The following is a 14,284-nucleotide window of genomic DNA, read 5'->3' on the forward strand; positions in this document are numbered from 1 at the left end:
AGCCTACCGAGATCATGGTCCGCTTGCACGCGACAATCCCCCACGCTTCCGCCTGTTCCCCAACCCTCTCGGCGTTCGTCGCTTTGCTTGGGTGCAGCGTGCTGTTCGGCACATCGGCATCGGGACAAGTGTCTCGCAGCACGAGCAGCCTCCCTTGGACCTCCTATCTCGAGGATCGCGTCCAGGAGATCGAAGAGACGACGGAAAAGGAGTTGAACGAAATCACGCGCGAGAATTGGGAAAGCGTGCAACAGGAATGGCGAGGGGAATTGCAGGAAATGCTTGGCCTCAAGCCTTGGCCGGAAAAGACCCCGCTAGCCGCTCACACCACCTCCGCTCACGAGGGGGAAGGTTATCGGGTCGAAAATCTTCATTTCCAACCAAGCCCCAAAGTGTACGTGGGGGCCAATTTGTATTTACCGAAGGGAGATCGTCCTGACACGGGTTGGCCTGCCGTTCTTTATGTTTGCGGGCACGCGCGAGTCGATGAGTTCGGACGCTTGGCAGGGAACAAAACGAGCTACCAACACCACGGCATTTGGTTCGCACGCCACGGCCTGGCCTGCTTGATCATCGATACGATCCAATTAGGTGAATTCCAGGGGGAGCACCACGGGACGTATAAGCTGGGGCGTTGGGACTGGATCAGCAAAGGGTATACGCCCGCTGGGGTGGAGGCTTGGTCAAGCATCCGGGCCATCGACTATCTGCAGTCTCTTCCCCAAATCGATTCCGATCGGATCGGGATCACCGGTCGAAGTGGTGGAGGTGCCTATAGTTGGTACGCCGCCGCCTTGGATCCGCGCATCCGTGTCGCGGTCCCCGTCGCGGGTATTACCGATTTGCGAAATCATGTCCTCGATGGTTGTGTCGAAGGACACTGCGACTGCATGTATATGGTCAATACGTTCCGCTGGGACTATGGCAAACTCGCGGCGTTGATCGCCCCTCGACCTCTTCTGTTAACGAACACAGACTCCGATTCAATTTTCCCACTCGATGGTGTCATTCGGATCCACCGCCAATTGGAATCTCTATATCGCCGAATCGGTAAACCTCAGGACTACGGAGTACTCATCGGGCCAGGGCCACACAAAGATTCGCAAGAACTGCAGGTCGGCGCATTCAAATGGCTCCATTTGCATCTGACCGGCAAGGAGATCCTGGTCGAACGCGCCGCCACGAAAGAGCTTGCCCCCCATCAGCTTGTCGCATTCCCGAAGGAACTTCCCCTCGACGAAAGAGTGACCGGAGCAGCGGAATGGTTTGCATCGAAAGACTCCTCCCCACTGCTTGAAAACTGGGAAACCGAAGGAAAGGAGTGGCTAAAGAAAATCGAATTGCTTGAGCCTCGCGAGTCGCGCAAGAATGCCTTCACGCAAGCACAGATGCTGCAGCGCGGAACCGGGGACAAATGGAAATGGTCGCTGTACAGCACATCGGATGTAGAGGGCTGGCGAACGGAATGGCTTCGCATCGAGCCAAGTACTGCCGTTGGGAACGACATTGTCTCCCCAGTAAACCATGTACTGCACCTGGGTATTGCAGCCACACGCAAAGGGGAGGCAGACGCTTCTTCTGCCGATTGGGTCAGGGAAATCTTGACGAGAGGAACCATTGCGAGGGAATTGGAGTCCGCTCCGACCACAACGCATTGGATCCTCCTTCCGCGGGGATCGGACTTGGAAACGCGCTTCCCTGACGTGAAGACCCGAACTCAGTTCCATCGACGGCTCTATTTGCTGGGTGACTCTTTGGAGCAACTTCAATTCCGCGATGCGTGCGGATTCTGGGACTGGGCACGCCCCTCCCCAACCTCTGGAGCGAACAACAAACCCTCGGCGACTTGGCAGGTCATCGGGCATGGCCGCACGGAGATCTTGGCAGTGCTGTTGGCTTGGCGAGCCCTTTGGAACGATGCGACCGGCACGACGATTCCCCAATTAGTCCTCCGAAACGCCGAAGTCGACTGGCGATTGCAAAGCGTCTTGCCGGGATTCGCTGCCCAATGGCAGTACACTCGAATCGTCGAATGGCTGGACGGTCGAATTGCGGTTACCAAGTCCAACGCGAGCGAGGGGGAACGATCCGCGGAGCTGGTCGATACCTCCAATGAACCCCAGCAAGCAACCGGGATGAAAATTGTCGAAGTGGGACCGCATGGCGCGATGGTTTGGAGTCGGTCGACACGATGGCCCTTGCCGAATCTGGGAGATCTATCGCAAGTCGAATTCACCGAAACGACTCCGACGGGGCAACGTCAACAGGGAGCTATTTTGCCTGCAGACTCTATCTCCGGGTTGCGTTACGGAGTTCCTGGTGTGCCGGCCGAAATGCGAGTTCGTTGGAAACGCAAAGAGGGAGGGAATTGGCGTGAATCTCCTTGGCAGAGGGTCGATGAATCGACCGACTATTCCTTGCTGACGGCGCTGGCCGATCTGGAGCCCAGCACCACCTACGATGTTCGAACCGAAGCGCGCGCGTCCTCGAATGGCCCCGTTTCGGTGCTCAGCGGTCAGTTCCAAACATTGATCCACCCGGAGAAGACAGCCCCACTCCGCTTGGCCGTGGGAACCTGCCAAGAATTCGACGATCGGGATGGTCCGTTTGGTTTTGAAGCGTATCGAACCATGCGAAAACGCAAGACCGACTGCTTCGTCATGGCAGGAGATGTCGTGTACTACGATCGACTGGCCAGATCCGTCCCTTTAGCCTTCTACCATTGGCAGAGAACGTACGGACTACCCAGCGTCGTCGACTTCCACCGAAACACCCCTGCCTATTTCCTCAAAGACGATCATGACACCTATGTCGACGACAGTTGGCCGGGCAAACGAGCGAAGTGGACAGATGACTTCACGTTCGAAGATGGGCAAAGGATCTTTCGAACTCAAACCGGGCTTCCCGAAACACCTTACCGAACGATTCGCATGGGGCGAGATCTGCAAATTTGGATGCTAGAGGGTCGAGACTTCCGCTCCCCCAACGTCGAGCCGGACAGCGAGGAAAAATCGATCCTGGGTGTCGAACAAAAGCGATGGTTGATGCAAACACTTGCGGAATCGGATGCCAAGTATCGCGTTGTTATCTCCCCGACCCCCATCGTGGGCCCCGATCGCGAATCCAAAAAAGACAACCATTCCAACTCCGTTTTTGCCCGCGAAGGGAAAGCGATTCGAGCGGCATTGTCAAAGATCCCCGGCTGCTTCGTCCTCTGCGGCGATCGGCACTGGCAATACCACAGCATCGACCCTGAAACGGGATTGCATGAGTTCTCCGTCGGGCCGATCAGCAATCGTCACGCAGGAGGATGGAAGCAAGAGGACTTTCGGCCCGACATCCACCAATTCCTTCGGGTGGCGGGTGGCTATCTCGAGCTTGAATTGACCTACACTGCCGATACTCCGTCTTTAAACGTCCGGCACCTCGACCCGTTCGGCGAGACCGTCCACGAAGTAGCGCGCTAGCCCGTTCGTCAACATAAGGAACCATCCTCCATCCATTCCACCCATTCGTTCTTGAGCGAAAGCGAGAACCGGGTATATTAGCGACGATGCGGGTGTAACTCAGTGGCTAGAGTGTTAGCTTCCCAAGCTGAAAGTCGAGGGTTCGAATCCCTTCACCCGCTTTGTGAGTTTTACCTGTGTTTTTGTTGGTTGGATCGCGTTTAGCGATACCCTCACTTTGAGGTGCGACCCTTTCGAGACTACCGAAAAACTGTACTAGCTACGCAGTACAGCGAGTAGGTAAAACGTAAGGAGTTTCACTCATGGCACGTCAAAAAACGTCGCTTCCGTCCATGCGGTTCCACATCAGCGGGCAAGCTGTTGTCACCATCGACCGCAAAGATTACTACCTCGGGAAGTCTGGATCACCCGAATCTCTCGCTCGCTACGCAGTCCTCATTGCGGAATACCAAGCCAACGGATTGCGGCTACCAGACGGGTTCGACATCCGAGCGGTCGACGAGAAGTCACGATTGCTTCTCGCATCCGCCGACGAGTCCGTTCATTGCGAAAACGAGCCGTTGACCATCCGACACGTCACCGCAGCGTATCGCACGTTCGTGAGGAAGAAATACGCACACGCTCGTGGAGAGATCGCCAGGATTGTCGGTGTGTGCGATGACCTGGATACCCACTACGGCAACTTAAAAGTTGAGCAGTTTGGACCCAAGGCACTCAAAGACCAGCGAGGACGTTGGGTTGCCGACGAAAACAAGACTCGGGGGTACATCAACCGTTTGACAAACGAGGTGTGCAGGCTGTTCAAATGGGGTGTTTCGGAGGAAATGGTGACCGAGTCGGCTTGGTCGAGACTCAAAAGCGTGGAGCCATTGCGATATGGCGACGGGAAGGAAAACCCCAAGCGACAACCAGTCGACATTGAGATTGTCCGCAAGACGGCAAAGGAGTTGAGTCCGATCATCAAGTCGATGTTACGGGTGCAGCTTTCAACGGGGATGCGACCAGAGGAAGTATGCTCCATGCGCCCATGCGACATCGATCGAAGCGGGGAGACGTGGTTCTACCGTCCAGCAAAGCACAAAAACACGCATCGAGGGAAGACACGAGCAATTCCGATCCTCGGAGACGCTCGTGAGGCGATCACTGATTACCTCAACAGGGATGCGGAAAGCTATTTGTTCTCCCCTCGGGAAGCGGACTCCTGGTTCCGAGCGAAGCTGAGTTCCGAGCGGAAAGGATACGGCTCCTACAAGCCAGTCAAAGGCACTCTCAAAGCGGGACCAAAGTACACTTCCCAAAGTTACCGCCAAGCGATCGCACGAGCTGCACAACGTGCCAAGGTCCCTTGCTGGGTTCCGTACCAGATTCGTCACCTCAACCTCACGATGGTTCGCCAAGCTCTTGGCATCGAAGCGGCGCAGGCACTCGGCGGACACGCACGAGCCGACATGACCGAGCATTATGCAGCGGTCTCGGAAGTCAAAGCGATTGAAGCTGCGAAAGCGGCACCCAAGCTGTAGAATCTTTCTATTGTCGCCAGGGGAGTAATTAACCCCGCGCTAGTCTCACCGATTCGTTACTCCATTCGATTCGGCGGGACTAGCAGCGACTTCACAAAAATGGAGTATCTAATATGCCAAAACCTTGGGAGAAGCCATCATTCTTGGATGGACAGGAACCAGAGGTGTTTTGTCCCGCCAACATCGATGGCGTTTTCGAGCTGATCGATGCGCTCGTTCGCATCAATGAGTGGCGCAGGCAGAAGTGGAAAGCGGACCATCCCAACGACAGCGAAGCGATCGACACCGAGATTGATTCTCGACTTCTGCGACTTGGAAACATTCGATCCTTCGTCGGCAAGTTCTCGCAAGAGGATCACGAGCTTGTTTTCGCTCTAATCAGTGCAGGAATGACCATTAACAACGAAGTGCACCGTTGGACGCTTCATGCAGCGGAGAATGGAATCTCTCAGGAAAGTGGACGGATCGAGTCCGTGAAGAAAAGGCGTGTTACCGATTGGGCTATGCGGAAACTCGAAGCCGACACCCTCATGGACCTTCACGATGGCAACAAAATCAAGGTTGCAAAGGAGCTTGGAATCTCGCTCAGCGCGCTAGAAAACTGGCTCAGAGGCGGACGCCGATAACTATTTTTTGCACACTGGACCAGCGTGCAAAGGATTGTGCAATTCGACTCTTTAAGTTGGCTGTCTTCACTTCTAAAACTCCCCGTGTCGCAGGCATTGCAACAGAACACAGGGGAGTTTTTTTATGACCAAAACGATTGACGCAGAAGACATTGTGAGGCGGGTTCTTACGGAAGACGTGTTAACACTTCCGCAAGCGCGAATCCAGATTCAGGAAGTCACAGGACAGCGACCAGACAAAGCGACCATACATCGATGGATCCTTCGAGGGACCAAAGGTGTGAAGCTGGAAGCCGTGAAGCTTGGCAACTCTTGGATTACATCCAGCCAAGCCATCCATCGATACATCATCGCCGTTACTAAGGCATCTCTCTCCTAGCAAACGAAAAACCCCACCGTTTCCGATGGGGTCTTTCGCTACGTTTGTTTCCCTCATTCCCGAAGGAGTCTCCATTATGGCGCATGAAGCCGACAAAGACAATTCCGAAACATGCCAGTGCACCATCTGCACAGGGCTACCGCAACTATGCGATTGCAGCGAGTGCCAGGCGGCACGAGCGGAAGCGTTCACCATCGATGAGGAGGTGAGCGAATGAGCTATCTGGTTCAACAGATCAAACAAGCCGCGCATGGTCGATGGCGTTCGATTCTTACATTGCCGTTGCATCGCGATGATAACGGCGGACAACCATGTCCGAAGTGTAACGGAACAGATCGATTCAACATCGACCGCGAGTTCGACGATAACGGAAAGGTCTTTTGTCGGCATTGCCTACCGCAAGGATCCGGCGACGGAATTGGGACATTCGCATGGTTTAACGGCATCGAGAACAGCGAAGCGATCAAGCAGCTAGCGAGCGAACTGGGAGTCTCCACCGAAACGACCGACGCGCCGAAGCGAGATTTACTCGAAGAGGTTTGTATTGATAAACACATGCCGTTGGACGCGTTCAAGCTATTCGAGCCGACACTAGCCAAGCGAGGGAAACAAAACGTTGTTCGGATCCCAGTTTGGAACAGCAAAGGCAACAAAGAATCCCATTTCGATTTGTGGCCGGGGGACAAAGGAAAGCTACCACGCGGCGGCACAGCAGGTTTATTCCTTCCCGGTCGATTACCACAGCCGGGAGAATTGTGGTTGCTGGTTGAAGGCGTAAAGGATGCGTCAGCATTGATTGGGCTTGGCTATCCAAACGTCTGCGGATTGCCGACCAATGTCATCGGTGCAGCATACGGTTCGCTGTTCAAAGGATGCGACGTTATTGTCGTTCCGGATAACGATACGGCAGGACATTGGGGCGCACAAAAGACCGGATCCTATTTAGTGGGAATCGCGGCAAGCGTTCGCATTGCAAGGCTACCGGGTGAGGTTGTCGAGAAAGGTGGTCAGGACACCCGCGACGTTCTGCGACAGCGTGGAGCCGACGCCGTCAAACGAGCAATCGAAGAATCGAAAGCGTGGACGCCGACCGAATCAGAGCCAAGCAAAGACACCCGACCGGAAGTCCTGTTATTGCTAAACGAAGCATATGTATCGGACCAGGTGGTTAAACACTTGGGGAATCTCGGTTGGGCTTCCGACTGGATCCCGAAATTCATTCGTGAGAAGTGTAAGGTTTTCGTTCGCGGCGGTGCGTTGGTTCATATCGTCGAATCGGAGGATCCCGAGACGCGAGGACGATTAAAGATTTGTGAAATGCCGGGTGCCATTGTCCGCGAGCGTATAACCCAATGCTGCCAATTGCAGACCGAAGGAGTCGACAAGGATGGAAACGTTGTATTGAAACCAGAGCGACCGCCGAAATGGTTGGTCGATTCGATTGTTAATCGAGGACAGTACAGCGGAAAGGTTCGATCACTTACAGCAATCATCCAAACGCCAACTTTACGAAGCGACGGGAGCATTATTCAAAGTGCTGGATGGGATGAGTCGACCGGGATGTTGTATCACCCGAACGATAAATACCCAACTATTCCGGACAAGCCTACCAAAGAGGACGCCATTGCAGCATGGGAATCGATTCAGGAAGTAATAACCGACTTTCCGTTTGTTAATGATTCGGACCGAACCGCATGGTTTGCGTTCTTACTTTCGCTTGTGGCAAGACCATGTATTAACGGGTGCATTCCATTGTTCGCAATTACAGCGACCACAGCGGGAAGCGGGAAGGGATTATTGGCAGACGCGGCAACGTTGCTTGCATACGGGCATGGCGTTTCCAAAAAGGGCTTTCCACTAAAAGAGGAAGAACTAGCAAAGCAGATCACCAGTTTGTTGATCGAGGGCGCTCCATGTCACGTTTTCGATAACGTGGACAGGACGCTACGCGGTGCCGAGTTGGACGCGTTGCTAACGGCGACAACGTGGAAAGATCGGATCCTTGGGGAATCAAAGACGACCGGCGACATCCCAGCAAAGACTATTTGGATAGCGACCGGAAACAATCTGCAATTCGGGACCGACACGGCAAGGCGAGTGTTACCGATTCGATTGGAGCCAGCAACGGAAACGCCGGAAGCGAGAACAGACTTTCGCCATTCCGACTTGCTGCAGTGGATCCGAGAGAATCGACCGCGACTTGTGGTAGACGCGCTAACGTTCGTTCGAGCCTACTTCGTTGCGGGTTGTCCAAGACCGGACAGCGAGGGTTGGGGTTCGTTCGAGTCGTGGACCGCGACGATACGCGGTTCGATCGTTTGGGCTGGATTGGCGGACCCACTTTCGACGCGGAGTTCCGTTGCCGAGTCCGACGAAACCAAAGACAGCGTCCGAAGGTTGATCGGTGCGATTGAAGAAGCCGACCCACAAGGCAAGGGAAAGACGGTTCGAGAACTGTTCGACTTGCTGAAATCCTATCCCGACCAAGTCCCGTTGCTTGTGGACGTTGTAACCGAGATTTGCGGCGGATCACCGATTCCCAAGCGATTCAGCAAAAGGCTAATCTCGGTCAAAGGACGGATCGTCGACGGAAAGCGGATTGAGTCTGAAAACGCCGGGGGTGGAATCAAGCGATGGAAGGTCACCGGGGGTGGGTTAGGTGGGTTAGGTGGGTTTGATACAGCGGAGGTCTATACACGGACCGAAATTGAACCAATCGGTTTAGAAGAGGGTCAAAATGCGTATACGTATACGGGGCAAGTGAAATCAAACCCACTAAACCAACCAAACCAACCCTACACGGTTTCCACCGACAGACGCGTTAGCGGGGTGGTCTAAATGGGGACGCCGTTGAATTTCTTGGTTTTCTGTTGGGCAATAGGCGTTCAGCTAACGGCAGATGGCGAATCGATTCGTTTCGACGCCGACGCCAGCAAGGTATCTGGGGAGCTGGTCGACGTGATTCGTCACCACAAGGGGGCGCTTCTGTACTTGCTGGAAGCAATCGAGGACGGGACGACGACACGGGAAGAGGTTTTAAGAGCCTACGACATCGAAAGGAGTTTGCGTTGAACAAATCTACATTCGGAGACAACGAAAGGAACAAACACATGACCGAGCAGAAACTACCATCACCCGAACAGATCCAAGCACTGACAGCGGCAATCGATCGCTTGGCACTCGTTCTTGAGAAGATCGCACCGGCACTCGCTGACATCGCAGAGACAGCGATACTCAAATAACCGTGACCACCGGAAGGAGTCGGAATGATCATTACGTTGACGTTGGAAACTGGATCGCACCCGCCGAACGAGCCAGACGGTTGGCAGCGGTTGCGAAGATTGTTGAAATGCCTCTTGCGAAGCTACGGATTGAAATGCATCGGTATCAAGCGAGGCGACGAATGAAGCTTCTCACCATCCGCCAAGTGTGTTTCATGCTTGGCATCTCACGGACTGGATTTTACAACCTCAGGCGGCAAAGCGACTTTCCCGAACCTAGGTTCGGTAAGCGTTGGTTACAGTCCGACGTTGAAAAGTGGCTGCATAAAAAACCTGTTCAATTTTGTTCAATCGATTCTGCGGGACTTGCTGCAGATATTACTACCGACGATTCCATCGATAGGATTCAATCATGAGCACCGCCGAGCCGTTTCCATTCACCGATACCGAGATCACGACCGAGCATCCCGTCGGTACGTTGACCACTTTGACGGATGAGGAATTGCGATCGCTTGCCAAGACGATGGCGGAGTCGTTCAAGAGAAGCAAGCTACCCGTTGCGTTCATGGCATGGCTTAGAAACGAGCTGGTTCATGAGGCGACCAGGCGATCATCAGACGGGCGCATCGAGCCTAAGCTGCTGGCGTTGCCGATCGATCGAATGAGCTTCGATGAGAGATCCCAAGTGCTGATGTTTGCCGAAGCGATGGCATCGCAGGAGTTCCCCAGGGCAATTCGGGACTTCCTCGGAGCAATCCGTTGGCGGTTGACGTTGCATTTCGTATTGGAAGCGAAGAACAGCGATCGGGTATTAACAAAGCGTGACGTTGCCGAGATCCTTTCGGTTGACGATGCGCACGTCAAGAAACTGGTTGAACGTGGAATATTACCCGAACCAGTGTATTTATCCCCACGGCATCCAAGGTGGCTGGAATCGAGTGTATATGCTGCACTCGCCACCATGCAGGAACAGTAAGACTTAACAAAAGCGATCGGTTCAATGCGGACTTGTTAGCACGCAACTCGGAGTTTTTGAATAGATAGGGTTAGTTTTTAACATTCAAAAAACGAGGATTAAATAATGCGAAATTCAACGACAGTTAACAATGAAATAGAAACTCTTCGAAGCCAAGCCGCTGCGATTCTCGACAAGGTAGAGGCTGAGGGTCGGTCTCCAGACGAGAAGGAGCAAGCCGAGTTTGATTCTCTTTTCGCAAAGATCGAGAATGCACAGCGGGAGCTCTCTAACGCCATCAAAGCCGAGCGTATTCGTTCCGATGAGCTGATGGCGAAACACGGACGCCCTGTCTACGACAAAGACAACCCTTTCGATGTTCGATGGGTGCGAGATGGCGGCGGTGGTGTTAAGCAGTTTCGAGACAGCAACGGCAACGTTGTGAAAGCGTTCTCGGCGAAGCAGATGATTTCCGAGCCTGGTGTTAATGCCAATCTCGTTGGCGAGCTCGTTCAAGCAGCTTGCAGCGGTTTGAAGTCTTGGCACTCCGATGAGGTGCGCAACACCATGTCCACTGGGAGTAATCCCAACGGTGGTTACTTGTTGACCCCTGCTATGTGGGCCGGATTGGTCGACCTTGCACGTTCCAAGGCAAGAATGATCGAAGCTGGATGCTCGACCGTTGTCATGCCGACCAAAGAGCTCTTGATTGCTGCAGTTGCAAGCGATCCCGAGTTTGTTGAGAAGGCTGAGAACGAAAAGTTCCCAGGAACAGAAGTTACTTTGCGGCAAATCAGCTTGTCGGCAAAGACTATTGGTAACTATGTCACCATGTCGCGAGAGTTGGCCGCAGACGCGAGCAACGCAGCGGAGTTGATTGCTGATGTGCTTGCAAGGTCGCTTGCTGTAGCGATCGACCAGCGAGCTTTGGCGGGCAATGGTTCAGCGAACTTCGATGGGCTGTTGAACCGTTCCGACATCGCCAATAGCGGCACAACCTCAGTTGGAGCGATCGAGTGGGCTGACCTTCACACCGCAGCAACAGCGGTTCGAGTGCGAAACCATGAGCCTACCGCAGCTATCTTGAATCCTGAGATCTATGGTGACCTCGTTACGACGTTCGGTGTCGATACCTGGACCGATGCACCACCATCGCTGCAAGGTGTCTCCATGCTGCCTACCACCTCTTGCGAGTTGGCTAAGGCATTGGTGGGTGACTTCCGCTATGCCATCTTTGGAGTGAGACAACAACCACTCTTGGAGATCAGCTTTGAAGCTGGCGAAACATTCGAGCGTCACCAAGTGAGGCTAAAGCTTACTTGGCGTGGTGACTTCCAGGTTACTGATGTGAATGCGTTTCATCGATTGGAAGGCATCACCTCCTAAGCCATCTCTCTACCAGTTTCCTCGGGCGATTCTTTCACTTCCTTTCGAGTCGCTCGGGGAGCTGGTGGTAGGGGGGTGGTGATAATCTGCATTCAATGGTGGACATCGACCCATTGAATCCCGCCTATGATTTTCTCCAAAATTGGACGTTTTCTAGGGTGCATCGCATGGTTCGAGGACGCAAACCGTTAAGCCAGGAAGCGAAGGAAGCATCAGGATCCTTTGAGAAGCACCCAGAGAGGCGGAACCACGCTGCACCTCGGGTGGTTTATGGGATCCCGACAGCACCGTCCACCATCGAAGCGGACCCGATCGCCAAGGCGAAATGGGACCATCTATGTCAGCAACTCCATCGAGCTGGGATTCTTGCCACCATCGACAGCGATCTAGTGGAATCCTATTGCGTCACTTACTCGCTGTACCGCAAAGCGTTGGCATCCGTTCAGAAAGAGGGTGCGACCGTGACCAAGACCAACGGCGACGTTATGAGAAATCCCGCTTGTATCGAGCTGTCAGGGTGCATGTTGCGAATGGCAAAGCTAATGAGTGAGCTAGGATTAACACCGTCGGCGCGTTCTAGGATCATCGCAGCGCCAAAGGACGATGGACCCGACCCGTTCGACGAATTGATGGATCGGATGGCGAACTAACCACCGCATCGCCACCGCAAAGCGTTCCGTTTGTCTTTGTAGTCGATATGTCAATAATCGCATCGGGTGCGTGAGAATCGATTTTGGAAGCTTTGCGGGGGTGGCTTATGGCTTGGCGTAGCGATTGGACATGGGAAGAGCTTAAGCGTTTTGAATCTAGTGACTACGAGCCGCCACTAGGAATACCATGCGGACATCCAGCGGGGAGCATCGAGCGTATCGAATCGATGCGGCGTAGAGTCGAGCAAGGTCAAGCCGTGTTTCATCCCCAAGACGCACCCGATTGTTTGCTGTCAGAACGGCGACCGTTCAAGGAATTGAAGTCAGCGTGACCAGACGTGTCACCATGATGGCGACGTTGAAGCGTGGGCGTCCATCGAAAGAAAATCCGCCAGTTGGCGGAATTAACGGCAGCGTTGCTGAAGTGGCTGAGTTGAACGCAAGGCGGGAGTGCTGCTTGCAGAGATGGAGTTGCATAACGGAGACCCCCGGTCACAAGATGTTACCAGGCTCTCTGATCTTGGCATTAGCAAGATGCAGTCCAGCCGGTTTCTTGTCCCGGTAAATTTTCCGGAACAGAAGACATCCACGCGCGCACGCGAGTTGCCAAAGGTGCCGTTCTCGGGTGCAGCGGGTGGTTGGGTGTTTTTTCGGTATGCAGTCAGTGCACCGAAGTTGCACGTCAGGAAATAGCTTGGCGTGGAGATTTCCAGGGTGAGAGGCGAATCTACTTACGCTTCGCAGGTTCGAAAGGTTACCGACAAATACCGAAATACTGTATTTCGATGCGACAGTTGCAACTTGCATCGCAATCGGATACCCTGGAAAACGTCAATTCGATTGGGTTTTTCAGCAGAAAGACCAACGAACTAGGGCAATTCCCAAGCTGAAAGTCGAGGGTTCGAATCCCTTCACCCGCTCTTTGGGTCTTCCCAGCGTTGCTACGCTGTGCAATTCACTGCGGTCCTGACCGGGATTAAGAACGCAACGCGATCGAGCAAGCAGGACATTACCCCAAAAATGGGCATCTCCCATTCCTCATCATTCTTCTCTCCGCGCTTCTCCGCAATCTCCGCGGTAAGTCCTCCTTCGTTCCGGTGCTCCTGAGCTCTACCTAGAGTTTATCTTTCTCGCTGTTTTGGTATGAAACCGGTGATGGCCAACCGCGGAGGACGAGGAGGATCGTGGAGTTGGTCCCGAACCGTTTGCTTGCAGCCGAAGTTCCATTTTCTTTCCTCATTTCGGCGAGCTTGGACCTAAGGTGTCAACTCCCTGGCTGATAAAGAATGTGTTGGGACGCGGCAAACCAACGATTCCCGCAATGCCGCAACATTCGAGAGCAAGGAAAAATCCAGATGCTAGTTCTAAGTCGAAAAGTGGGTGAACGGTTGGTAATCGATGGCAACATCACCGTTGAAGTCGTGAAAATCCAAGGCAACCGAATATCGCTCGGCATCGTCGCCCCATCCAACGTCAAGGTCCTTCGCGGAGAGCTGGATCGGACTCAAACTTGCGAACCAATCGTCGAACTCGTCGTGGAAGATGGATTGCTGGTGGCTTGCTAAATGCAGCAGCCGGTACGCCGCCTCTACTCGCACTTCGTCGGACAACTCAACGCCGTTTCTCGCGAGCTAGCAATACCAGAATGCAACTTCCATCGTCGATGACGTTCAGCCCCGCTTCCCGAGCGGCTCGACCAGCCTGTTCATCTTCTGCTCCAGGTTGCATCCAAAGGTTCTTCACGCCCGCCGCGATCGCTTGCTCGACGATTCGACGCGTGATGTGCGGTGGGGTAACGATCGACATAGACTCGGGGGCATCTGGTAGATCAGAAATGGATGCGAATGCCGTCTGGCCTTCGATCTCCACAGCCGACGGATTGAGTGGATAAACCGTGCGCCCCGAGGCGAGCAAAGCACGGAAGACTTGATTGCCATATTTTGATCGCTCCCGCGACGCACCAGCCACTGCGAAGTTGGATGCATTCAAAAACTCTTCGAATGGATTCATGGGATCGAAGTTGCCTTGGAGGATCTGGATCGTGCACATATGGGAAGAATCTTCGTGACCGAAGAGAATC

At 53.8% G+C, this 14,284-nt stretch carries 15 protein-coding genes and 1 tRNA gene; 15 read left to right on the plus strand and 1 reads right to left on the minus strand.

Annotated features, from left to right (window positions below):
• Window positions 1–14 precede the first annotated feature (14 nt).
• The 15 genes from SH467x_RS01795 to SH467x_RS01865 all read left to right on the plus strand — a co-directional run bounded on the left by SH467x_RS01795 (window position 15) and on the right by SH467x_RS01865 (window position 13,769).
• Entirely contained in the window at window positions 15–3,467 is a 3,453-nt protein-coding gene (locus SH467x_RS01795; RefSeq protein WP_482369607.1) for an alkaline phosphatase D family protein, read from the plus strand.
• 88 nt (window positions 3,468–3,555) lie between these two features.
• Window positions 3,556–3,628: transfer RNA gene (locus tag SH467x_RS01800), tRNA-Gly, on the plus strand.
• A gap of 141 nt (window positions 3,629–3,769) precedes the next feature.
• Complete coding sequence (locus SH467x_RS01805) at window positions 3,770–4,987, plus strand: tyrosine-type recombinase/integrase (protein WP_482369608.1); 1,218 nt, start codon at window positions 3,770–3,772, stop codon at window positions 4,985–4,987.
• Window positions 4,988–5,100: 113 nt separating this feature from the next.
• Window positions 5,101–5,613, plus strand: a complete 513-nt coding sequence (locus SH467x_RS01810; RefSeq protein WP_482369609.1) for a hypothetical protein — start codon at window positions 5,101–5,103, stop codon at window positions 5,611–5,613.
• Window positions 5,614–5,737: 124 nt separating this feature from the next.
• Window positions 5,738–5,992, plus strand: a complete 255-nt coding sequence (locus tag SH467x_RS01815; RefSeq protein WP_482369610.1) for a DUF1580 domain-containing protein — start codon at window positions 5,738–5,740, stop codon at window positions 5,990–5,992.
• A gap of 76 nt (window positions 5,993–6,068) precedes the next feature.
• Window positions 6,069–6,209 (plus strand): hypothetical protein, encoded by a 141-nt coding sequence (locus SH467x_RS01820; protein WP_482369611.1) that lies wholly within the window; start codon window positions 6,069–6,071, stop codon window positions 6,207–6,209.
• Window positions 6,206–8,830, plus strand: coding sequence for a primase-helicase zinc-binding domain-containing protein (locus tag SH467x_RS01825; protein WP_482369612.1), 2,625 nt, complete (start codon window positions 6,206–6,208; stop codon window positions 8,828–8,830). The genes SH467x_RS01820 and SH467x_RS01825 overlap by 4 nt, the downstream gene beginning before the upstream one ends.
• Before the next feature lie 12 nt (window positions 8,831–8,842).
• A complete protein-coding gene (locus SH467x_RS01830; RefSeq protein ID WP_482369613.1) occupies window positions 8,843–9,064 on the plus strand; it encodes a hypothetical protein in 222 nt (73 codons plus the stop codon).
• Window positions 9,065–9,102: 38 nt separating this feature from the next.
• The gene (locus SH467x_RS01835) at window positions 9,103–9,234 is read left to right on the plus strand and encodes a hypothetical protein (RefSeq protein WP_482369614.1); all 132 of its coding nucleotides are present in this window, start codon (window positions 9,103–9,105) and stop codon (window positions 9,232–9,234) included.
• Between the two features lie 24 nt (window positions 9,235–9,258).
• A complete protein-coding gene (locus SH467x_RS01840) occupies window positions 9,259–9,399 on the plus strand; it encodes a hypothetical protein (RefSeq protein WP_482369615.1) in 141 nt (46 codons plus the stop codon).
• Complete coding sequence (locus SH467x_RS01845; RefSeq protein ID WP_482369616.1) at window positions 9,396–9,629, plus strand: helix-turn-helix transcriptional regulator; 234 nt, start codon at window positions 9,396–9,398, stop codon at window positions 9,627–9,629. The genes SH467x_RS01840 and SH467x_RS01845 overlap by 4 nt, the downstream gene beginning before the upstream one ends.
• Window positions 9,626–10,189 carry a helix-turn-helix transcriptional regulator gene (locus SH467x_RS01850; RefSeq protein WP_482369617.1) on the plus strand — a complete coding sequence of 188 codons (564 nt, stop codon included), beginning with the start codon at window positions 9,626–9,628 and terminating at the stop codon, window positions 10,187–10,189. Before SH467x_RS01845 ends, SH467x_RS01850 begins: the two co-directional genes overlap by 4 nt.
• Before the next feature lie 105 nt (window positions 10,190–10,294).
• Entirely contained in the window at window positions 10,295–11,554 is a 1,260-nt protein-coding gene (locus SH467x_RS01855) for a phage major capsid protein (RefSeq protein ID WP_482369618.1), read from the plus strand.
• A 167-nt stretch (window positions 11,555–11,721) separates the two neighbouring features.
• Window positions 11,722–12,204 (plus strand): phage terminase small subunit P27 family, encoded by a 483-nt coding sequence (locus SH467x_RS01860; RefSeq protein WP_482369619.1) that lies wholly within the window; start codon window positions 11,722–11,724, stop codon window positions 12,202–12,204.
• A gap of 1,355 nt (window positions 12,205–13,559) precedes the next feature.
• On the plus strand, window positions 13,560–13,769 hold the full coding sequence (locus SH467x_RS01865) for a carbon storage regulator (protein WP_482369620.1): 210 nt from the start codon (window positions 13,560–13,562) through the stop codon (window positions 13,767–13,769).
• A 46-nt stretch (window positions 13,770–13,815) separates the two neighbouring features.
• Here SH467x_RS01865 and SH467x_RS01870 read toward each other — a convergent pair whose 3' ends face one another.
• The gene (locus SH467x_RS01870) at window positions 13,816–14,214 is read right to left on the minus strand and encodes a CoA-binding protein (RefSeq protein WP_482369621.1); all 399 of its coding nucleotides are present in this window, start codon (window positions 14,212–14,214) and stop codon (window positions 13,816–13,818) included.
• Window positions 14,215–14,284: the final 70 nt, after the last annotated feature.

This window comes from Brakhagea slesvicensis (assembly GCF_052161625.1).
Taxonomy (GTDB): domain Bacteria; phylum Planctomycetota; class Planctomycetia; order Pirellulales; family Pirellulaceae; genus JBKCUI01.

Excerpts from the sequence above, each read along its gene's own strand:
- SH467x_RS01795 (WP_482369607.1), top strand. The coding sequence starts at position 15 with ATGGTCCGCTTGCACGCGACAATCCCCCACGCTTCCGCCTGTTCCCCA.
- SH467x_RS01805 (WP_482369608.1), top strand. The coding sequence starts at position 3,770 with ATGGCACGTCAAAAAACGTCGCTTCCGTCCATGCGGTTCCACATCAGC.
- SH467x_RS01810 (WP_482369609.1), top strand. The coding sequence starts at position 5,101 with ATGCCAAAACCTTGGGAGAAGCCATCATTCTTGGATGGACAGGAACCA.
- SH467x_RS01815 (WP_482369610.1), top strand. The coding sequence starts at position 5,738 with ATGACCAAAACGATTGACGCAGAAGACATTGTGAGGCGGGTTCTTACG.
- SH467x_RS01820 (WP_482369611.1), top strand. The coding sequence starts at position 6,069 with ATGGCGCATGAAGCCGACAAAGACAATTCCGAAACATGCCAGTGCACC.
- SH467x_RS01825 (WP_482369612.1), top strand. The coding sequence starts at position 6,206 with ATGAGCTATCTGGTTCAACAGATCAAACAAGCCGCGCATGGTCGATGG.
- SH467x_RS01835 (WP_482369614.1), top strand. The coding sequence starts at position 9,103 with ATGACCGAGCAGAAACTACCATCACCCGAACAGATCCAAGCACTGACA.
- SH467x_RS01840 (WP_482369615.1), top strand. The coding sequence starts at position 9,259 with ATGATCATTACGTTGACGTTGGAAACTGGATCGCACCCGCCGAACGAG.
- SH467x_RS01845 (WP_482369616.1), top strand. The coding sequence starts at position 9,396 with ATGAAGCTTCTCACCATCCGCCAAGTGTGTTTCATGCTTGGCATCTCA.
- SH467x_RS01850 (WP_482369617.1), top strand. The coding sequence starts at position 9,626 with ATGAGCACCGCCGAGCCGTTTCCATTCACCGATACCGAGATCACGACC.
- SH467x_RS01855 (WP_482369618.1), top strand. The coding sequence starts at position 10,295 with ATGCGAAATTCAACGACAGTTAACAATGAAATAGAAACTCTTCGAAGC.
- SH467x_RS01860 (WP_482369619.1), top strand. The coding sequence starts at position 11,722 with ATGGTTCGAGGACGCAAACCGTTAAGCCAGGAAGCGAAGGAAGCATCA.
- SH467x_RS01865 (WP_482369620.1), top strand. The coding sequence starts at position 13,560 with ATGCTAGTTCTAAGTCGAAAAGTGGGTGAACGGTTGGTAATCGATGGC.
- SH467x_RS01870 (WP_482369621.1), bottom strand. The coding sequence starts at position 14,214 with ATGAATCCATTCGAAGAGTTTTTGAATGCATCCAACTTCGCAGTGGCT.